At 38.2% G+C, this 21,166-nt stretch carries 19 protein-coding genes; 7 read left to right on the top strand and 12 right to left on the bottom strand.

All coding sequences use genetic code 11. The features are described 5' to 3' along the window. Window positions 1–8 precede the first annotated feature (8 nt). The 4 genes from G440_RS20680 to recA form a co-directional block, all read right to left on the bottom strand. Entirely contained in the window at window positions 9–359 is a 351-nt protein-coding gene (locus G440_RS20680) for an SdpI family protein (protein WP_051285278.1), read from the bottom strand. 189 nt (window positions 360–548) lie between these two features. After that, the gene (locus G440_RS20685; protein WP_051285280.1) at window positions 549–2,126 is read right to left on the bottom strand and encodes an outer membrane beta-barrel protein; all 1,578 of its coding nucleotides are present in this window, start codon (window positions 2,124–2,126) and stop codon (window positions 549–551) included. Between the two features lie 111 nt (window positions 2,127–2,237). Then, complete coding sequence (locus G440_RS0109980; RefSeq protein WP_026451177.1) at window positions 2,238–2,771, bottom strand: RNA polymerase sigma factor; 534 nt, start codon at window positions 2,769–2,771, stop codon at window positions 2,238–2,240. A gap of 128 nt (window positions 2,772–2,899) precedes the next feature. Continuing rightward, complete coding sequence (gene recA / locus G440_RS0109985; protein WP_026451178.1) at window positions 2,900–3,907, bottom strand: recombinase RecA; 1,008 nt, start codon at window positions 3,905–3,907, stop codon at window positions 2,900–2,902. Window positions 3,908–4,107: 200 nt separating this feature from the next. On the opposite strand from recA, the gene trhO reads away from it, so the two are divergent. The 6 genes from trhO to G440_RS0110015 all read left to right on the top strand — a co-directional run bounded on the left by trhO (window position 4,108) and on the right by G440_RS0110015 (window position 11,067). Beyond that, a complete protein-coding gene (gene trhO / locus G440_RS0109990; RefSeq protein ID WP_026451179.1) occupies window positions 4,108–5,160 on the top strand; it encodes an oxygen-dependent tRNA uridine(34) hydroxylase TrhO in 1,053 nt (350 codons plus the stop codon). A 274-nt stretch (window positions 5,161–5,434) separates the two neighbouring features. After that, the gene (locus tag G440_RS0109995) at window positions 5,435–6,688 is read left to right on the top strand and encodes a PSP1 domain-containing protein (protein ID WP_026451180.1); all 1,254 of its coding nucleotides are present in this window, start codon (window positions 5,435–5,437) and stop codon (window positions 6,686–6,688) included. After that, on the top strand, window positions 6,681–7,166 hold the full coding sequence (locus G440_RS0110000) for a gliding motility lipoprotein GldH (RefSeq protein ID WP_026451181.1): 486 nt from the start codon (window positions 6,681–6,683) through the stop codon (window positions 7,164–7,166). The genes G440_RS0109995 and G440_RS0110000 overlap by 8 nt, the downstream gene beginning before the upstream one ends. A gap of 6 nt (window positions 7,167–7,172) precedes the next feature. Continuing rightward, window positions 7,173–9,485 carry a penicillin-binding protein 1A gene (locus G440_RS0110005; protein ID WP_026451182.1) on the top strand — a complete coding sequence of 771 codons (2,313 nt, stop codon included), beginning with the start codon at window positions 7,173–7,175 and terminating at the stop codon, window positions 9,483–9,485. A gap of 136 nt (window positions 9,486–9,621) precedes the next feature. After that, window positions 9,622–10,320, top strand: a complete 699-nt coding sequence (locus G440_RS0110010; protein ID WP_026451183.1) for a CoA transferase subunit A — start codon at window positions 9,622–9,624, stop codon at window positions 10,318–10,320. Window positions 10,321–10,410: 90 nt separating this feature from the next. Beyond that, window positions 10,411–11,067: a CoA transferase subunit B gene (locus G440_RS0110015; protein ID WP_026451184.1), complete on the top strand. Its 657-nt coding sequence runs from the start codon at window positions 10,411–10,413 to the stop codon at window positions 11,065–11,067. A gap of 99 nt (window positions 11,068–11,166) precedes the next feature. Here G440_RS0110015 and G440_RS0110020 read toward each other — a convergent pair whose 3' ends face one another. Then, window positions 11,167–12,855: an ABC transporter ATP-binding protein gene (locus tag G440_RS0110020; protein WP_026451185.1), complete on the bottom strand. Its 1,689-nt coding sequence runs from the start codon at window positions 12,853–12,855 to the stop codon at window positions 11,167–11,169. Between the two features lie 143 nt (window positions 12,856–12,998). On the opposite strand from G440_RS0110020, the gene G440_RS0110025 reads away from it, so the two are divergent. Then, window positions 12,999–16,052, top strand: a complete 3,054-nt coding sequence (locus G440_RS0110025) for a M4 family metallopeptidase (RefSeq protein WP_026451186.1) — start codon at window positions 12,999–13,001, stop codon at window positions 16,050–16,052. 153 nt (window positions 16,053–16,205) lie between these two features. On the opposite strand, the gene G440_RS20690 is transcribed toward G440_RS0110025, so the two are convergent. The 7 genes from G440_RS20690 to G440_RS0110060 form a co-directional block, all read right to left on the bottom strand. After that, complete coding sequence (locus G440_RS20690; protein WP_157417925.1) at window positions 16,206–16,613, bottom strand: hypothetical protein; 408 nt, start codon at window positions 16,611–16,613, stop codon at window positions 16,206–16,208. Window positions 16,614–16,698: 85 nt separating this feature from the next. Further along, window positions 16,699–17,412: a 3'-5' exonuclease gene (locus G440_RS0110035; protein WP_026451187.1), complete on the bottom strand. Its 714-nt coding sequence runs from the start codon at window positions 17,410–17,412 to the stop codon at window positions 16,699–16,701. Between the two features lie 154 nt (window positions 17,413–17,566). Then, on the bottom strand, window positions 17,567–17,887 hold the full coding sequence (locus G440_RS0110040) for a helix-turn-helix domain-containing protein (protein ID WP_026451188.1): 321 nt from the start codon (window positions 17,885–17,887) through the stop codon (window positions 17,567–17,569). 5 nt (window positions 17,888–17,892) lie between these two features. Further along, the gene (locus G440_RS0110045; RefSeq protein ID WP_026451189.1) at window positions 17,893–18,237 is read right to left on the bottom strand and encodes a type II toxin-antitoxin system RelE/ParE family toxin; all 345 of its coding nucleotides are present in this window, start codon (window positions 18,235–18,237) and stop codon (window positions 17,893–17,895) included. A 147-nt stretch (window positions 18,238–18,384) separates the two neighbouring features. After that, entirely contained in the window at window positions 18,385–19,527 is a 1,143-nt protein-coding gene (locus tag G440_RS0110050; RefSeq protein ID WP_026451190.1) for a serine hydrolase domain-containing protein, read from the bottom strand. A gap of 1 nt (window position 19,528) precedes the next feature. Beyond that, window positions 19,529–20,005 carry a methylated-DNA--[protein]-cysteine S-methyltransferase gene (locus G440_RS0110055; protein WP_026451191.1) on the bottom strand — a complete coding sequence of 159 codons (477 nt, stop codon included), beginning with the start codon at window positions 20,003–20,005 and terminating at the stop codon, window positions 19,529–19,531. Next, on the bottom strand, window positions 20,005–21,105 hold the full coding sequence (locus tag G440_RS0110060) for a CNNM domain-containing protein (protein WP_026451192.1): 1,101 nt from the start codon (window positions 21,103–21,105) through the stop codon (window positions 20,005–20,007). Before G440_RS0110060 ends, G440_RS0110055 begins: the two co-directional genes overlap by 1 nt. Between the last annotated feature and the right edge of the window lie 61 nt (window positions 21,106–21,166).

Genomic DNA, 21,166 nt, shown 5'->3' on the forward strand with positions numbered 1-21,166 from the left:
CCAAAAAACTAATCCTTAGACTCTAATTCCGTTTCTGTAGGGTCAATTCTGCCTAACTTTTTCTCAATCAAATAGAATAAAATTGCAAACTCTAATATTAGCAGACCTGTAAAGAGATATAGAAAGTCATAATTTAGGATGTCCGCTACAACATATCCAAGAACCGCATCAAATAATGATAAAGCTATCAACATTTTTGGCGCCATTTTATTTGCTAATTTCCAACGATTATTATTTTTCATTGATCTTGGAGTCCGATACCCATATAAATGATTAATTTTTCTGGGTGGAAATAAAAAATAAATGAATGAAACACCCAAAAGTATTAATGAAATCGAAGTCTCTGCACTCAAACTCATAAGATCAATTTTTAAAGAATAAATATAATAAATTCCGATGGCAGCAAAAAGATTCCTTTCATAGGAAACCTTATCATTTATTTATTTCAATGTGAAATATGAAAACATAAAAAAACCGTTCTATGGCGAAGAACGGTTTTCCAATCATTTTGTTTGAAGTATCTCAAACACATTCAACTAATAAGTAACCTAAAACTTAAAACTTAATCCGCTGTAAACTCCAAGATAATAAGGCTTAAAGTTTACAGAAGAGTCCGTGTAAGGGTTGAGCTGATATTTAAACATTGGCTCAATATTAAACGTAAATTTCTTGGACAGTTTATAGTCCAATCCCAGCCCGACGTTAGTTGAAAAACTTACCGAGGAAAGGTTATTTGCCTCTCCAAGTACACTATTAAAATTATCTGCTTTTATAGAAACTTCATTATTACCTAAAAACAAGGTGCTTATCCCTCCAATTAGATTTACACCAAATTTATTGTCAACAACGGCATATTTTAGCTCCAATGGCACTTCGTAATAATTTATATCCTGAATAAGCCTAGCATTACCCATAGTGGATTTTGGGGTTATTTGACCAAAATCATTATTAGATGTTGCGCTTTCAAAAGTAGATCTATCTATTGCCGTAACAACGTTCTGGCTCGATCCATAATCTACAGAACGCAAGGCAACGGCAACTGGACCGGTACCCACAACGATATCAGAAGTGCTATAGCTTAAATCCAGATTATTTATTCCTGTTCGCACACTCAAACGTTTGTTCAAGGCGTAACTTACCTGTACTCCATAACTCATATTTACATCCCCTTTTTGAGGGTTATCCGTAAAACTTGGATCGATGGAAGAACCATTACCAAAACTACTATAGTAAACTGGCGCCACATTTGGAGCTACATTCCAGCGATGATCTGGCTTTTCTTTGACAATCTTTTTAGGCGTTTTATCCTCATCTTTTTCGGAAATAGCTTCAAAAATTGATTTTTTGTTTTTAGAGTCCGTAGCAATAGCAGCTTCGGTTTTTACTGTATTTTGATCTAAACTATTCTCCTGTTTGTCGGTAGACACGGATTCAGTTTTACCGTTAACTGCGACATCCTCTTTTTTCAGATCGAAAACATCTTTCCCTTTATTTAGGTTGTTCTCATTTATTTCTTGTTTCTCCTTCTTATCTGAAGTAGCTTTAGAAGAAGCCAATCCTTCCTTTATTTTATTTTTAGAAGTATTTTTCTGAATTGAATGATTCTGAGACTTCTCATGAATGTTATTTGCTTCGGAAGTAGTAGTTCTTTCGGAGTTACTGGAAGCGATAACAGTAGAAGCTGATTTTTTCGAGGAACTAATAACTCCTTCATCGGAAGACTTAGACTCCTTTGTATTTTTTGAATTTGTATTGTCAGAAGCATTCAGATCCTGTGATGATTCATCAAAAAGCGTTTCGTTTTCTGAAGCAACTTTAGAATCATTTGATTCTGGAACTATATCTTCTTGATTGCTACGCGTTTTTTCATCAGTTTGGATAGTATCTTCATTGGTTATATGATGCTGATCGATATCTGGAGTATAAAGCCAATTTCCAACCGTCAACAATAGCGCGAGCAAAGCAGCCACACCGCCAAGCCGTATCCACAATGGAATGACTTTGCGTTCCTTTTTCTCCTTATTCAGGGCTGCTTTGATGTTTTCCCAAACGCGCGGCGAAGGAGTGGCCTCAAAATTCTTGAAACCATCTTGAAAAAGCTCGTCTATATTTTTCTTTTCTTTCATTTTTAAACCTTACAAAAACAGAGGTCTATATAATCTATATATTCAATCTTTAGTAAAACCCCTACCCTTGCAGGGGTCTTTCAATCTAAACAATTCATAATGCCTTAAGTGTTATCGTTTTTTAGCATTATAATCTTCAATCTTGTTTTTTAAAATCATTCTAGCGCGTGCTAGATTTGATTTAGACGTACCGTCGCTGATTCCTAACATTTCTGCTATCTCTTTATGTTGATAGCCGTCCATTACATACATTGTAAAAACCAGTCTGTACCTATCTGGAAGTTCCTGCACGATTTTCAACAAAAAATCCAACGGAATTCCCTCGCTTTCTACTTCTTCCTCAGCATTATCTTCAATCTGTCCTTCATCAACAATTTCAAAGGTGCGTTTCTTTCTATATTTCTGAAGTACTGTGTTAACGGTAACCCGTTTTATCCAGCCTTCAAAAGAACCTTTCCCTTTATACTGCTCAACTTTTTTAAAGATGGTAATAAATGCATCTTGCAAATTATCTTCCGCTTCGGTATAGTTAGGCGAATAGCGAAGACAAATGGCAAATAGGACTCCGCTGTACTGTTTGTACAATTCGCCCTGCGCCGTCGCATCCTGCTTTTTGCATTTTTGTATGAGCTCGTCTAATGTCAAACGCGGTACCCTGAATTATTGTTCCGTTGTTAATACCTCTTTTATTTGTTAGAGGGCAACCTAATAATCAAAGTTCCTACATTCTGTAGATACCAGTATATCAAAAGGGTTGCGTGGTTCGCTACTATTTATTGATTTATTGCGGCTATGGCGTCTTTTATTTTCTTTTCCAACTCATCCATTAATTCTGGATTATCTAAAAGTAAATTCTTCACGGCATCACGTCCCTGCCCTAGTTTGGTGTCATCATAACTAAACCAAGATCCAGCTTTTTTAACAATCTCAAAGTCAACACCAAGATCAATGATTTCGCCAACTTTAGAGATTCCTTCGCCATACATAATGTCGAATTCCACTTGTTTAAAAGGCGGCGCCACTTTGTTTTTCACAACTTTCACACGGGTTTTATTACCCATAGCGTTGCTGTTAGTATCTTTTATCTGTGTAGAACGGCGAATATCCAAACGAACCGAAGCGTAGAATTTTAAAGCGTTTCCTCCCGTAGTAGTTTCTGGGTTTCCGAACATCACGCCAATTTTTTCACGCAATTGGTTAATGAAAATTACCGTACATTTTGTTTTACTGATGGAACCCGTAAGCTTTCGAAGTGCCTGACTCATCAATCGGGCATGAAGCCCCATTTTGCTATCGCCCATTTCGCCTTCTATTTCGCTTTTTGGAGTTAATGCAGCTACAGAGTCAATAACGATAATATCTATGGCCCCACTTCTAATTAGGTTATCAGTAATTTCCAAAGCCTGTTCCCCATTATCTGGTTGCGAAATAATCAGGTTTTCAACATCAATCCCCAATTTTTCGGCATAGCCTCTATCAAAGGCATGTTCCGCATCTATAAAAGCAGCGATACCTCCTTGTTTTTGTGCTTCCGCTATAGCGTGAAGTGTCAATGTGGTCTTACCTGAAGATTCTGGTCCGTAGATTTCTATAACTCTACCCCGCGGATAACCGCCAACGCCAAGTGCTACATCTAAACCTAAGGAGCCTGTAGGGATTACCTCCACATCTATCACGGGACTATCGCCCATTTTCATTACGGTTCCCTTTCCGTAGGTTTTGTCGAGTTTATCTAAAGTTAGCTTTAAAGCTTTCAGTTTTGCGTCTTTTTCAGTGCTCATTTTCAGTATTTTTTATAGTGGAATTTTAAGTTTCTTCCGCCAAAAATTGCATAGGCGAACGAGTTGCTAAGATACTATTTCTTTGCGCCAAGGACAAAAGTAAAATGTATTGGCACTATATTTTTGTTAACAACGAAGCAAATGATTAATTTTGCCGCAATTATCAAAAAATCAATTCTTTTCACCTAAAAAAGTATAGCATGCAACTGTACAATAAATTAAGTGCAAAAGAAAGGGAAACTCTTTTGGAACAGGCCGGCGAGGAGCGGCTCACCCTTTCTTTTTATCAGTACGCCAAAATTGGCAATCCACAACTTTTTAGAAATCATCTGTTTATCACTTGGCATGAACAAGATGTCCTGGGTCGTATTTATGTAGCTCACGAAGGAATCAACGCCCAACTTTCCGTGCCCGCAAAACGCTTTAAAGAATTCAAGGAGTTTCTGGACGGAATTTATTTTCTCAAAGATGTCCGTTTAAACATCGCCATTGAACAAGATTTAAAATCGTTTTTAAAACTGAAGGTAAAAGTTCGCGATAAAATTGTTGCCGATGGTTTAAACGACGAATCTTTCGATGTTACCAACAAAGGGATTCACGTTGACGCTCTAAAATTTAACGAGCTTATTGAAGATCCAAACGTGGTTTTGGTAGATATGCGAAATCACTACGAGAGTGAAATAGGTCGCTTTAAAAATGCCGTCACCCCAGATGTCGACACGTTTCGGGATTCATTGGATATCATTGAAGAAGATTTAAAAGACCACAAAGAAGATAAAAAACTGGTTATGTATTGCACGGGTGGAATTCGCTGTGAAAAAGCCAGTGCCTATTACAAACACAAAGGTTTTAAAAATGTGTTTCAGCTTGAAGGCGGTATTATTGAATATGCACGCCAAGTTGAAAACCAAGGACTGGAAAATAAATTCGTCGGAAAAAATTTCGTTTTTGATCATCGTCGCGGCGAACGAATCACGGAAGATATAATCAGTCATTGCCACCAATGTGGCGAAGCTTGCGATACACACACCAATTGCGCCAACGAAGCCTGCCACTTACTGTTTATTCAATGTGAAAAATGTGCGCTAACAATGGAAAACTGCTGTAGTAAGGAATGTGTAGAAATAATCCATCTGCCGGTTGAGGAACAGAAAAGACTCCGCCAAGGCATTCCAAATAGCAACAAGATTTTTAAAAAGGGACGTTCAGAAAAGTTGAAGTTTATGCCCCCTAGCCCCCAAAGGGGGAATTAACAAGTTTCTGAATTGTGAGTCAAAACCTTTTGATTCTCTTTTAATTTTACTTCGTAGAAACAATCCTGTTTCCTTTCTGTCTTGTGTCTTGGCTCAAAGCGTTCCCGAAGTAGAATCGGGACAGGCTATGGCTCAAATCGCCATGTTTCTAAAAGTCATCTTAAAAAATTCTGAATTCTAAATTCTGAATTTTTTATTGGTATCTTTACCGATTAACAATTTTGTTTAATTTTCGTCCCTCTTCACTTGGAAAAGGGCTTTATATATAAAAAATATGGGCTGTACCAGCTGTGCCACGGGCGCCAACGGTCAGCCAAAGGGATGCAAGAACAACGGCACTTGCGGAACCGATGGCTGTAATAAACTAACGGTGTTCGATTGGCTTTCAAATATGCAACTTCCCGCCGATATGGAACCTTTCAATGCGGCCGAAGTTCGCTTTAAAAATGGAAGAAAAGAATTCTTCCAAAATTCAGAAAATCTTACACTTAGTATTGGCGATATTATAGCTACCGAAGCTTCGCCTGGACACGATATCGGCATTGTAACGCTTACCGGGGAACTGGTTCGCGTACAAATGAAGAAGAAAAAAGTTCCGGTTAAAGTAGAAGCTTTACCGAAAATATACCGAAAAGCATCCCAAAAAGATATTGATATTTGGCAAGGCGTTCGCGATAAAGAGGCAGATGTACAAAAACGTTCGCGTCAAATCGCTATCCGTCTCGGACTTCAAATGAAGATAAGCGATGTAGAGTTTCAGGGCGATGCATCTAAAGTTATCTTTTATTACACTGCCGAGGAACGAGTAGATTTTCGGGAATTGATTAAGGAATTCGCTCGTACTTTCCATACACGTATTGAAATGAAACAAGTAGGGTTTCGGCAAGAAGCAGCTCGCTTGGGTGGAATTGGTAGTTGTGGCCGCGAACTCTGTTGTTCAACTTGGTTAACGGACTTTCGCTCCGTAAATACTTCCGCAGCGCGTTATCAACAACTTTCACTTAATCCACAAAAACTAGCTGGGCAATGTGGTAAACTGAAATGTTGTTTGAATTATGAATTAGACACCTATTTGGAAGCTTTGGATTCCTTTCCAAATACAGAAACTAGATTACAGACTGAAAAAGGAAGTGCGTCCTGCCAAAAAATCGATATTTTTAAAGGCTTGCTTTGGTATGCCTATGAAAAAGACGGCATGAACTGGCATGAACTAACTGCCGAAAAGGCGAACGAAATAATAGAGTTAAACAAAAACGGTAAAAAGCCACTAGCGCTTGAAGAGTTTATAATTGAAGTTAAAGCTCCAGAAAAAGAGCCCTATGGTAATGTGGTTGGGCAAGATAGTTTGACTCGTTTTGACAAACCTAAAACTATCAAAAAGAGAAACAAAAAAAGAAGTAAGCCTAAAGCAAAAGCTGGCGCAACTACTGGAAACGCTCCACGAAGCAAGCCTAAAAAATCTGGTGACAAACCAAGAAACAAGTCTGGAAATCAAAACAGAAATCGCAAACCAACAAAAGATGAATAAACTGGTAGTGCTTTTTATTGTTGCAGTGACTTTCACTTCCTGCGAGTCTGATATAGTTTTCAGCGATACAAAATCTATGGATGGGCATTGGGGTGCAACCGAAGTGGCAGAATTTAAGCTACCAGAAATGGATTCACTCAAAAGATACAATCTGTTCTTAAATATTAGAAACACTAACGAATACAAGTTCAACAATATATTTTTGATAGTTTCAATGAATTTTCCACACGGAAAAACCGTTACCGATACGCTTGAGTATCGAATGGCAAATCCTGATGGTACATGGCTGGGTCAAGGAATTGGAGATGTAAAAGAGAATAAACTCTGGTATAAAGAACACGTTCAATTTTCTGAAGATGGAAATTACACTGTAGACATCACCCAAGCAATGCGCAATAATGGTGACGTAGAAGGCGTTACAAAACTCGAAGGCATTACAGACGTTGGTTTCAGTATTGAAGAAGCTACCAAACAGTAAAAAAATATGGCAACAAAGAAAACTAGCCCTAAAAAGAAAAAACAAAATGATGTTTCACGTCATATACGTACATTCTGGAAATTATTTGGAGGCTTTATCCTATTGATTATTTTATTTTTCCTCTTGGCTTCTTGGGGAGCATTTGGGAGTCTACCCGATGAGACAGCTCTTGAAAACCCAGAGAAAAACCTAGCTACAGAAATCATTTCTTCAGATGGAAACACCATTGGTAAGTTCTATAAAGAGAACAGAACTCCCGTTTCTTATGAAGCCTTGCCAGATCATTTAGTAAATGCTTTGATCGCCACCGAAGATGCTCGCTTTTATGATCATTCTGGAATTGACGGAAAGGGAACGCTTAGAGCTGTTGCCTTTTTGGGCAGCCGTGGCGGTGCAAGTACTATTACGCAACAGTTGGCGAAATTGTTTTTTACTGATCAAAGGGCCTCAAACAAACTAGAGCGTGTTCTTCAAAAAGTAAAAGAGTGGGTTATCGCCACACGTTTGGAACGTCGCTATACCAAAGAGGAAATTATCACTATGTATTTTAATGAATACGATTTTCTTAACCAAGCTGTAGGTATAGAATCTGCCGCCCATATTTATTTTGACAAACCACCTGCTGAATTGACCACTGCAGAAGCTGCCATGCTGGTTGGAATGTTCAAAAATTCATCTCTTTTTAACCCAAACCGAAGACCAGAACTTGTCCTCGAAAGAAGGAACGTGGTCTTGGCCCAAATGGAAAAATATGATTATATTTCGGAAAAAGTGATGGATTCTTTACAGGCTCTTCCTTTAAATGTGAAGTTTACACCACAGGGCCATGATGAGGGAAGCGCCACCTATTTCCGTGAATACGCCCGTCGTTTTATGGAAGATTGGATTAAGGAAAATCCGAAGTCTGACGGCAGCAAATACAACATCTATGAAGATGGTTTAAAGGTTTTTGTTACTATTGATAGCAAAATGCAAGAATATGCAGAAGAAGCCGTAAAAAAACATATGGCGCATCTACAAGAAACTTTTGACGATCAGAACAAAAACAACAAAACGGCACCTTTTAGAGATATTACAGAAAAAGAAACCGAAGGAATTTTAAATTCCGCTATGCGAAAAAGTGATCGTTGGCGCGAAATGAAGAAACAAGGGAAAGACGAAGACGAAATAATCGCTAGTTTTAAAAAGAAAGTCCAAATGCGTGTTTTTTCTTGGAAGGGTGACATCGATACCTTAATGACCCCAATGGATTCCATTCGGTATCACAAATCTTTTTTACAGGCGGCAATGATGTCTATGACTCCGCAAACAGGTGAAGTAAAAGCCTGGGTTGGTGGAATTGACTACAAGCACTATAAATATGATATGGTTAAAAAAGGAAAACGCCAAGTAGGTTCTACCTTTAAGCCATTCGTCTATGCTACGGCTATAGACCAAATGCATATGTCGCCCTGCGATACCTTACCAAACACTTTGTACACTATTCCCGAAGGAAGACACCATTTACTAAAACCGTGGACTCCAAAAAATGCCGGAAACAGTTATGGTGGAATGGTTACCCTAAAATACGCCCTCGCAAACTCCATAAATACCATTACGGCAAGATTAATAGATAGAGTTGGACCGGAACCCGTAATAGATTTAATAAAAAAGATGGGAGTTGACACAAAAGATATTCCTGCCGCTCCATCTATTGCACTAGGTACAGCAGATATTTCGGTTTACGATATGGTTGGCGCATACAGCACTTTTGCAAATCAAGGTGTTTATGTCGAGCCTATTTTAATACAACGCATTGAAGATAAAAATGGAACGGTATTGTTTCAAAATGTCCCGAAAACCAAAGATGTTATCAGTAATGAAACGGCTTATGTAACAGTAAGTTTACTGGAAGGTGTTACCCAATCAGGTTCTGGTGCTCGTTTAAGAGGTACTTGGGCTACAGGCTCTCCTATCTATAAAAAAGCAGTTACTGGATATCCATACGATTTCAAGAATCCAATTGCAGGAAAAACAGGAACTACACAAAACCAAAGTGATGGCTGGTTTATGGGCATGGTTCCAAACTTAGTTACTGGCGTTTGGGTTGGAGGTGATGACCGAGCAACACACTTTAGGTCTATCGCCTATGGGCAGGGAGCAACCATGGCACTACCTATTTGGGGAATGTATATGAAAAGCTGCTACGCCGATGAAGATCTAAACATTTCTACTGGAAATTTTGAACGACCAGCTAATTTGTCTATTGAAACGGATTGCGCAAAGTGGGGCGAAAAAGACACCAATGAAGAGCAAATTTCAGATGAGTTTGACTTTTAATCATTACATTCTTCCCAATTAAAGGGAAGTAACCCTCATAGGTGAGATTGCTTCTCCCGATAGCTTTCGGGATCCCAATGAAACTATGAGGTTTTGTAATAGATTGAAATTTTGTAATTTTAAGAAAAATTAAAACATGATAAAAAAGACAGTAGCAAACGTTAAAGAAGCTTGTGAAGGCATTGAGGACGGAATGACTTTTATGCTCGGTGGCTTTGGTCTCTGCGGTATTCCTGAGAATATCATCAACGAATTAGTTCGAAAAAATATTCAAAACGTAACCTGTATTTCAAATAATGCTGGTGTTGATGATTTTGGACTCGGACTTTTACTGAAGAAACATCAAATAAAGAAAATGATCTCTTCCTATGTAGGAGAAAACGCTGAATTTGAGCGGCAAATGCTCAGTGGTGAAATGGAGGTTGAATTGGTACCTCAAGGTACTTTGGCACAACGTTGCGAATCTGCAAGAACCGGGATTCCAGCATTCTTTACTCCGGCGGGTTACGGAACCGAAGTAGCCGAAGGAAAAGAAACTCGCGAATTCGACGGGAAAATGTATGTGATGGAAGAAGCTTTTAAAGCAGATTTTTCCTTCGTAAAAGCTTGGAAAGGAGACGAAGCAGGTAACCTTATTTTTAAAGGAACTGCTAGAAACTTCAACCCAGCCATGTGCGGAGCTGGAAAAATAACCGTTGCCGAAGTAGAAGAATTGGTTCCCGCAGGCGAATTGGATCCAAACCAAATTCATATTCCAGGAATCTTTGTTCAACGAATCTTTCAAGGAGAGAAATATGAAAAACGAATTGAGCAACTAACTGTTAGAAAAAAATAACTCTGTGTCCTCTGTGCCTCTGTGGTGAAAATTTAAAACCACAAAGCCACAGAGATCACAGAGGAAATAAACACATCTTCAAATTAAATTATGGCACTTTCAAAAGAACAAATAGCACAACGTATAGCAAAAGAAGTAAAGGACGGATACTACGTTAACTTAGGTATTGGGATTCCAACTTTAGTAGCCAACTTTGTGAATGACGATATAGACGTTGAATTTCAAAGTGAAAATGGAATTCTGGGGATGGGACCTTTCCCTTTTGAAGGGGAAGAAGATCCAGATTTAATTAACGCCGGAAAGCAAACTATAACTGCGCTACCTGGAGCTTCGTTTTTTGACTCAGCGTTGAGTTTTGGAATGATTCGCGGGCAACACGTAGATTTAACTATTTTGGGTGCTATGGAAGTTGCTCAAAATGGAAATATTGCCAACTGGAAAATTCCAGGTAAAATGGTAAAAGGTATGGGCGGCGCCATGGATTTGGTAGCCTCCGCAGAAAATATTATTGTGGCTATGATGCACACCAATCGCGCAGGCGAATCTAAACTTCTTAAGGAATGTAGCCTACCATTAACTGGTGTAGAATGCGTTAAAAAAATTGTCACAAATTTAGCCGTGTTAGAAATTAGGGATGGAAAATTTCATCTTTTAGAACGTGCACCCGGAGTTTCAGTGGAAGAAATTCAAAAAGCTACCGAAGGTGATTTGATTATTGATGGCGAAATTCCCGAAATGAAGTTTTAAAAAAGTCTGCTCAACTTAAAGCAACTATCCTAAATATAAATAATTATAAACCCGTTTTTGCTAAGGCTTGAACGGGTTCTATTTTTTAGATATCAACCCCTAAACCCCCTTAGGAATCGCTTCAATAAGTCTTTTTGAATATTCTGTTTGTGGATTTTCATAAATTTCATCTGCATCTCCCAATTCCTCAATTTTCCCTTTGTTCATAACTAAAAGCTGATCAGACATATATTTAACCACCGCCAAATCGTGTGATATAAATATATAGGTGAAACCAAAATCATTCTTCAGTTCATTGAGTAAGTTCAATACCTGTGCCTGCACCGAAATATCCAGTGCAGAAACCGATTCGTCACATATCACCAGTTTTGGTTCTACTGCAATAGTCCGCGCTATCCCTACTCTTTGTCGCTGCCCTCCTGAAAGTTCGTGCGGATAGCGATAAAAATAGCTCTCGTCCAAGCCTACCCTATCTAAGAGTGTCAAAGCACGTTCCTTTCTATCTTTTTTCGATTTCCCCAGATTATGAACTTCCATAGGTTCCATAAGCGCTGGGCCAATCATCAATCGTGGATTTAATGATGAATATGGATCTTGAAAAATAATCTGAATTTCCTTCCGCAAACCTCTGATTTCTTGTTTCGACAGTTTAGTAAGTTCTTTACCCCGATATTTTATGCTTCCACTATTGGCTTTTTCCAATTGAAGAATGGTCCTTCCCAAAGTAGATTTTCCACAACCAGATTCACCTACTAGTCCCAAAGTCTCCCCTTCAAAAACCGAAAAACTAATATTGTCAACCGCCTTTACAACCTCCTTTTTAACAAAGATCCCAACGTTGCTTAAATAATATTTTGCCAGGTTCTCAACTTCCAAAATGGGTTGCCGCGTATAAATCTGTTTATGTCTTTTAGCGCGTTCTGCAGGCTTAACAATTCTTGGTTTAAAACTGTCATCGGCAATAGAAGCAATAGTTGGCAATTTTGCTAAACGAACATTTAACGAGGGGCGAGATGCCAAAAGTGCTTTGGTATATTCCGCTTTCGGGTTTTTAAATATTTCTTCCGTTGTAGCAGTTTCAACAATATCACCCTTATACATTACCACCACTCTATCCGCTATTTCGGAAATAAGACTTAGATCGTGGGAAATAAACAGCATAGCCATTTTTGTTTCCTGTTGAATAGATTTCAACAGTGAAATAATTTCTTTTTGAACCGTTACATCTAGCGCCGTGGTTGGTTCATCTGCAATAAGAAGTTTTGGTTTGCAGGCAATAGCCATCGCGATCATAACGCGCTGCATCTGGCCACCGCTTATTTGATGCGGATACGTGTTGTAAATCTCATTTGGGCGAGGCAACTTTACTTTTTCGAATAAAGAAATAGTTTCCTTTTTTGCTTCGGAAGAACTCATCTTTAAGTGAAGTTGAAGTATTTCCGAAACCTGAAAGCCGCATTTTAAAGAAGGATTCAGCGCACTCATCGGCTCCTGAAAAATCATCGCTATTTCCTTTCCCCGGATTTTTCGAAATTTTTCCTCTTCGGTTTTAAGTAAATCTTTTTCTTCAAATAAAATACTACCAGACAAATGCGCTTGTTTCTTAGGAAGCAACCCCATAATAGAAAGAGAAGTAACTGACTTCCCTGAACCGGATTCACCAACTATTCCCACAATTTCATTTTGGAAAACTTCAAAGGAAATTTTGTGCAAAACTTCAATCGAACTATTTCTCTTTCCAAAGGAAACAGCGAGATCTTGAACGGATAATAGAGGAAGATTCTTCATTGTTTCAAAGATAAAACAATCCAACCAAAATGAAATTTTAACAACCGTTTATCGAAAAAATAATGTTTTCAATAATTAAAGTTGTTATTTTATATGTTTTTAATAAAACATCAAACCTATTTACTCACTTAATTTTAATTATTATGAAAAAAATTAACAAAAGTGTTTTCTTCTTTTTGTTGAGCATTTTTATTTTTTCCGCAGTTTCTTCTGCTCAAAATAAAAATGATGAAAAGAGAAACATTAAGCAACCACCGAGGCTAGTAATTTTTGATGCTTCACAATCGTATTCGCTTCAAAATTCCTCTCAAATTTTTAAAGAAGTTTTAAATCCTTCCCCTCACACTTCTTTTTCAACGCTAAAACAAGAACAAGATCCACTAGGATTTACCCATCAAAAAATGCAACAGTATTTTAATGGTGTAAAAGTAGAATTTGCAACGCTCACACTTAGCAGTAAAGATGGAATGGTGCAAACATTAAATTCTGCATATTCTCCAATAGCAGATGATTTCGTCACAACGCCATCTATTAGCAAATCTCAAGCTTTAAACAGTGCAATCGCTCACGTGGGCGCTACTAAATATATGTGGCAAAATCCAGCCGAAGCAAATTTGGCAGATAATTACAAAAAACCAACTGGGGAATTAGTAATTTTTCCAGCACTAGACAACATTTCAGAAACAAACCGACTTGCCTATAAATTTGACATCTATGCCACAGCGCCTCTTTACAGAGCTGACGTGTATATAGACGCCACAACCGGGCAATTCATTATGGAAAACAAAAGAATCCATCACGCCAATGTCCCCGCAACGGGAACGAGCCTTTATAATGGCAATGTTTCCTTTACCGCAGATAATTCTGCAGGACCTTATCGCTTACGTCAAACAGCAGACGGGGGTGGAATCCAAACTTTTGATTTGAACAACGGCACAAACTACAATAGTGCAGTTGATATTACTAGTAGCTCAACCAATTTCACTTCAAACAACACAGGGGTTCAAGCACATTTTGGCGCGGAACGTACCTATAAGTACTTTTCGCAGAAATACGGTAGAAATTCCTACAACAACACTGGTGGCGTTATTAAATCTTATGTTAGCTATTCCTCCAATTACGTAAATGCTTTTTGGGATGGAAGCCGAATGACCTACGGCGACGGTGATGGCGTTAATTACGGACCTTTGGTTTCCTTGGACATCTGCGGTCACGAGATTACCCACGGGGTTACTGAATATTCCGCAAATCTTGTTTACAGCTATCAATCTGGTGCTTTAAATGAATCGTTCTCTGATATATTTGGGGAATCTATTGAAAAGTTTGCTTCGGGAACCAACGATTGGCTAATGGGAGATGATATTGGTGCTGGCGGAAGCGGTGGTGCTTTGCGTTCTATGAGCAATCCAAATGCATATAACAATCCAGATACCTATCAGGGAACCTATTGGTATGGCGGATCTGGAGATTCTGGTGGTGTACACACGAACTCCGGAGTTCAAAACTTCTGGTTCTACGTTTTAAGCGTGGGTAAAAGCGGTACAAACGATAAAGGAAACAGCTATAATGTTTCTGGAATAGGGATGGACAAAGCTGGTGCCATTGCCTATAGAAACCTTACAGTTTATCTAAATGCAAACTCTCAATATAGCGATGCGCGAAATGGAGCAATCCAAGCTGCAAAAGATTTATACGGCGCTGGTAGTGCCGAAGAAATTGCAACCACAAACGCTTGGTACGCTGTTGGCGTTGGTGCGGCATACGACGGAGGCGGCGGTGGCGGAAGTGATTATTGCACTTCGCAAGGAAATAATGTAAATGACGAATACATTGGTCGGGTACAGTTAAACACGATCAACAAGACTTCTGGTGCACAGAAATATTCAGACTTTACAAGTATTACAACAACATTAAATGAGGGAGCGACTTATACCGTTACCGTTACTCCAACTTGGACCGGCACAAAATATAACGAAGGTGTCGCAGTTTGGATCGATTATAACGGAGATAGTGATTTTACAGATGCCGGAGAACTGGTTTTTTCAAAATCTGCTTCAAAAAGTAGTCCGGTGAGCGGATCATTTACAGTGCCTTCGGGAACGGTAGGTAGCTCAACAAGAATGCGAGTTTCGATGAAATACAACGGAATTCCAACCTCTTGCGAAACTTTCAGTTATGGGGAAGTGGAAGATTACACGATCGATTTGGCCGGAGGCGGAACCGACACCCAAGCTCCAACAGCCCCTTCAAACTTGGTTGCATCTAATTTAACTCAGACCTCAGTTAGCCTTGCTTGGAATGCCTCCACCGACAATGTAGGCGTTACCGGTTATGATATTTTCCAAGGAACGACTAATTTGGGAAGTGTTGCGGGAACCACAGCAAACATTACTGGCTTAGCAACTGCTACAACATATTCATTTAAAGTTCGTGCACATGATGCAGCTGGTAATAATTCGCCTTTTAGTAATTCAGTAAGTGTAACTACCCCAGGAGGTGGTTCTGTTTCTTATTGTACTTCTAAAGGGAATACTTCTAGTTATGAATGGATCGATTATGTTCAGTTAAACAACCTCACTAAATCATCAGGAAATGATGGCGGTTATAAAGACAATACAAATTTAGCAGCCAATTTACCTTATGGTGCAAATACTATTAGAATAAGTGCGGGTTATAGCGGCAGCGCTTACAAAGAGTACTGGAAAATTTGGATCGATTATAACCAAAACGGAACCTTTGACAGCAATGAGTTGGTAGTGAGCGGTTCGGCCACTAGTAGCGGTATTTTAAGAGCAAATTTCAATGTTCCAACTTCTGCACTTGGCGGTCCAACAAGAATGCGAGTTTCAATGAAATACAATTCAGGGCAAACTGCTTGTGAAACCTTTAGTTATGGTGAAGTAGAAGACTATACTGTTATAGTTGGAAGCGGTGTTGCACCACAAGGATTTATGGAAGGAAATAGTTTAGCAACTGCACAAATGACCCTTTATCCAAACCCTGTAAAATATACATTGAATATTGACTTGCTTGATGCCTCAGGCAAAGATTATGTAATCTATAATATTATGGGCCAAATTGTTGGCAAGGGGACATTTTCTGAAAATATAGACGTATCATCCCTACAAAGTGGTGTTTATATGATGGAAGTAAATACCGATGGAGAAAAATTAATGAAACGATTTGTAAAAGAATAATTTATTAATGTTCAGAATGAATAGGCCCGTTTCAATTTTGAAACGGGCCTATTATCTTTTATAATTATTTTTAAATATGACTGAACAACAAAGTAGAATAGGTAAAATATTAAAATTAACAATACAGTCTTAGGTCCTACGTCATTTTGAAATTTATAGTGGCTCTCCCACTTGGATATCGCATCTATGTCCAGGTTGCCCGTGTGGCGGGTTAATTCCTGAACCAGAAGCTGGCGTTGCATTGGTTTTGTTCATATCCATTTTAATTGGAGATGCCTTGGTAGATCCAGTGCCGTTCAAGGGTGCGCCCACAGGAATTTTGCAACTATGGCCTGGTTGTCCGTGTGCTGGATTTAGTGCCATGTCACCTGTTGAGCTGGCATTATTTGAAGTTGGAGCAACATTCTGAAGCGCCTGTTTTTTCTGTTCAAGCGTTGCTTCTTGAGGTGTATTTGTTTCTATATCTGTTCTCTGCTCATTGTCTTTACAAGAAGTAAGCACAGCAGCAGAAATAAAAAGAAAGGCTAAAATTGATTTAAAATTGAATTTGGGAAGAGTCATACAAGTGTTTATTTTATAATGACCGGTAAATCTAAGGAATTTTAAACAGAATTCCATATTTGAAGCTTTGTTTCCAAGAGTTTAGCTACACCGAAAGGATTTCATCATCGTCCAAAATAGGTTCATTTCGAAGTCGCAAGAGAATTTGGGCCACTGTAACCGTATCTTTTTCGCAATAAATAACGATTCTATCAATATCCTTTTCCTCATAAAAAACGTTGTGCACTTGGCTGCCATCAATATCGTCTTTTGGAGAAGGAATTCCTAAAACGTGCGCCATTAATTTAAGTGAAGTATAGGTTTTATAATCACCGAATTTCCATAATTCGAGCGTATCTAAATGTGGAACTTCCCAAGGTTTTTTTCCGAAGAGATCGAGCTTAAAAGGAATATCGATCCCTTTAATAATCATCCGTCTTGCAATATATGGAAAGTCAAATTCCTTCCCGTTATGGGCACAGAGTAGATGATGTGGTTTATTGAAGTGTGTTTCAAGCAAAGCTTTGAAATCTTTCAAAATCTTAACCTCATCGCCGTGGAAGCTGGTTACACGAAAATTACGAACATCTTCTTTAAAGACGAAATAACCCACAGAAATACAAACAATCATTCCAAATTCCGCCCAGATACCGGCGCGGTCATAAAATTCTTCAGCGGTAAAATCGTTTTTCCGTTGATAATGACTTTTTGACTCCCATAACACTCTGGTTGTATCGTCCAGCTCATAAAAATTTTCTTGCTGCGGCACCGTTTCAATATCCAAAAAGAGGATGTGCTCTAAGTTTATACGCTTTATCATCATTTAAGAATTTCAACTGGGGAGGAGAAAGTTAAAGCTACGAAAAATTATTGAATGTTATTTTTTAAGGCTCACGTTCCAATTCATTTTAGTTTAAACTTTGCTAGGAGCAACACCTAATCTTGTTCAGAGCCATCAACTTACATTTCTATAGTTAATAGACTAATTTTTCGTTATTCATTTCAACATTAAAATTCACTTTGGCCCCCAAAGCTTCGAATACTTTCAAGATCGTTTCAAATCGGGCATTCTTGACACTGTTCTCTATTTTTGAAATTTGAGCTTTTTGAACTCCTACAAGTTTGCCCAATTGTTCTTGTGTTAAGTTTCGTTCTTTGCGAGCTTGTCTAATTGCTTCTCCCAACAAATCGATTCTCAATTCATTCTCAAAAACATCACGATTCGAAGTTCCACGCTTGCCAATGTGTTTATCAATCATCGAGTCAATTGAAACGGTTTTAAAATCGTTTTTCATAATTATTACATTTTTGTTTTATTCTCAAAATATTTACTTCTAATACTTTCAGCCTTTTTAATTTCCTTTGGTGGTGTTTTCTGTGCTTTCTTTAATATTAAATGTGTTCCAATTACGATGGTTTTTTCATCCCCAGTTTTGTCCCAGAATGAAAAAAGTCGATAGATTTTTCCATTATACAGCGTTCTAAACTCCCAGATGAATTCATTAAGTTTTTTGAAAAGCTCTTTATTATTAGTGTATTGCACCTTCTTTAAGTTGTAATAAATTTTGTTCCGTGCTTTACTATCAAGATTATTCAAAAACTCAACTGCTTCTGGCAACAATTGAATATCAAAGTTTTGCTTCATCCAAAAAGTTTTATCAAATATAAATATTTCCCGAATGGGAAACAATAGATTCAGAACTATTATCAATGTTCATTTTGAGTAGCCCGCGCAATACGGCGCCGCCAACACATAAATATACAACAAAAGAAATAATGGGTTTACAAAGCCCTATTTTCCAAGCATCTCATACGCCTCCTCAATATAAACATAAAAATCTGAGCTAAAAGGTAATTCTGTTTTCTCACCAATATGATGCCCTAGACGAACAATAATTAAATCATCTTCAGGGATTACTATTACATACTGTCCCAAAATGCCTCGCATTGCGAAAATCTCTTTTCCCATAAAATCACTCAGCCAAAAACCATAACCGTATTCTGGGCTTGTCTCAAAACGAGGTTTTATTGATTTTGCCACAAAAGCAGGATCCAGCAATTGCTTGCCATTCCATTTTCCGTGATCTTTGTAGAGTTTTCCAAAACGGGCGAAATCTCTCGCGTTACTACCAATACAGCAATAGGCTTTTACTAATCTGTTTTCCGTATCATCCACTTGCCACAGCGCAGGGTTTTCTGCACCCATCGGATTCCAAAAACTATTATACAAATAATCTGACAAGGGCATTTTTGTAGCTTTTTGAAGCACCATTGCCAAGAGTTCTGTGTTTCCGCTTAAATATTTAAAATTTAATCCCGGAAAATCAACAACTTTCAGCTTTAAAATAGTTTTGGATAAATCACTGGCATAATACGCTCTCGCCGTCATTCCAAACGGATTGGTATAAGATTCATCCCAATCCAATCCCGAAGACATCGAAGCAAGATCGCCAACAGTCATTCCAGAATCAGCATACTGTGGATAGAAATCTCCAACGGATTGATTAAGGCTTTTTATAAATCCATCATCAATCGCCTTTCCCAGTAAGGCGGAAGTAATACTTTTCGCCATTGAAAATGAATTGGTTTGGGAGTCTTTTCCGAAGTCTTCAAAATACTTTTCATACCAAATACTATCATTTTTAATAATCAAAAAAGCAATCGTTCCCAATTCAGTGTTGGTTTTGGAGAGTTTTTTAGTGGCTGCTACGGTATTGTAATCTTTATGGATTGGCCAAGGCTGCGGATTTTTACTTGCAGGTATTTCGTCATTTTCGAAATATTTAAAATCATCAATATAAGCGGTGGTGTGCCCGTGAAGATAAACTACCCAAATACCTTTCAAAATATATGCGTTGCCAGTAAAATAAAGACCTATTACTATCGCAAACAGGATTACAAAAATCCATTTAAAAAACTTCTTGATTATTTTCATTCTAAAATAAAGATTGCTGTAGCGAAGAGCTCTCGTGTTCCAATAACCATTTTTTTCTATGCAGTCCACCAGCATAACCAGTAAGCGAGCCATCACTGCCAACTACACGATGACAAGGAATTATAATTGAAATAGGATTTTTTCCATTTGCAGAAGCTGCGGCTCTAATCACTTTTGGATCACCTAGCTTATTGGCCATTTGCAGATATGACGAGGTTTTTCCAAAAGGAATGTTTAAAAGTTCGTTCCAAACCCGTTTTTGAAAATCAGTGCCTTCTGGGGAAAGTTTTAGATTGAATTCCTTCCGTTCACCTTCAAAATACTCCTGAAGCTGAAGAACTGCATCTTTCAATTCCTCTGGAACTTTTTCAGAAATAGTTGACGTTTCCGCATCTTTAAAAAGTACCGCCGAAAGTCCTTCCAAATTTCCTATAATTTCTAAAACTCCCATTGGAGTTTGTATAAAAACCGTTTTCATTATTCATCCTTTTTTTTTGGTTCGCCATCTTCATTTAATTGAATTCCCATTCGTTTGGCACGTACTTCCCAGTTTTTTCTTGCCTGGAGTTGCATATCCTCAATGTTATCGCTTTCATCCATAATTTCCAGACCAAGCAGGGTTTCAATAATGTCTTCCATAGTAACAACACCGATGGTATTGCCAAATTCATCCACCACTTGAGCAATATGCATTCTTTGTTTTATAAAGACTTCAAACAAATCCGGAATCGGTTTTTTGGCATCCACTACGGTTATCTCACGCTTAATATCAGCCAGCATTTTGTTCCCATGTTCGTCCACTATCCCTTCCAAAACATCATCCCGAAGAACAAAGCCCGTTATATTATGCGTTTTCTCCTTGTAAATTGGAATCCGTGAAAAACGCAGGCTTTTATGTTTTTTATGGAAGGTTTTAAGACTCATTTCTTCGTTTTCTAGAGTAACAACAGGGAATGGCGTCATTACATCCTTCGCCTGAACAGATTTAAAAACCAGTAGATTCTTGATAACTGTGGTTTCATTTTCCTCAAAAACGCCCTCCTCTTCTGCTGCATCCGTAATAGCAAGGAATTCTTCACGGCTCATGGTACTTACGTGAGCAGATTTGCCTACCATCTTTGTTACAAACATTAAGAGCCAAAGAATACCAGTATATTTCAGTGGGAAGATAATTACCTTTAAAAACGTTGCGGTAAAAGGACCTAATTTTTTCCAGTAAGTAGCACCTATTGTTTTCGGGATTATTTCAGAAACTACTAAAATAAGAATCGTCATGATTGCGGAGACAACGCCAACGATATTCATTCCCAAAAATTCAACCTTAAAGGGTAGTTTCTCGGCTTCTACTCCAACCAAAATGGCTCCAACGGTATGTGCTATGGTATTTAGTGTAAGTATAGCGATCAATGGTTTGTCGATATCCTTCTTGAAATTGGTCAAAGTAACGGCATACTTTTTAGCCTCCTGGACCTTCATCCGTAGATAAGTAGGCGTAAAACTCAACAAGGAGGCCTCCAGAATGGAACATAAAAAAGAAAAGAAAATAGATAGTACTGCATATACTATGAGTAAAGTCATACGGGATGTTTTAATTTTTTTAAAAATAAAGAAATTATAACGCCTTTTAACGCAAGGTCTT

The organism is Aequorivita capsosiphonis DSM 23843 (assembly GCF_000429125.1).
GTDB classification, from domain to species: domain Bacteria; phylum Bacteroidota; class Bacteroidia; order Flavobacteriales; family Flavobacteriaceae; genus Aequorivita; species Aequorivita capsosiphonis.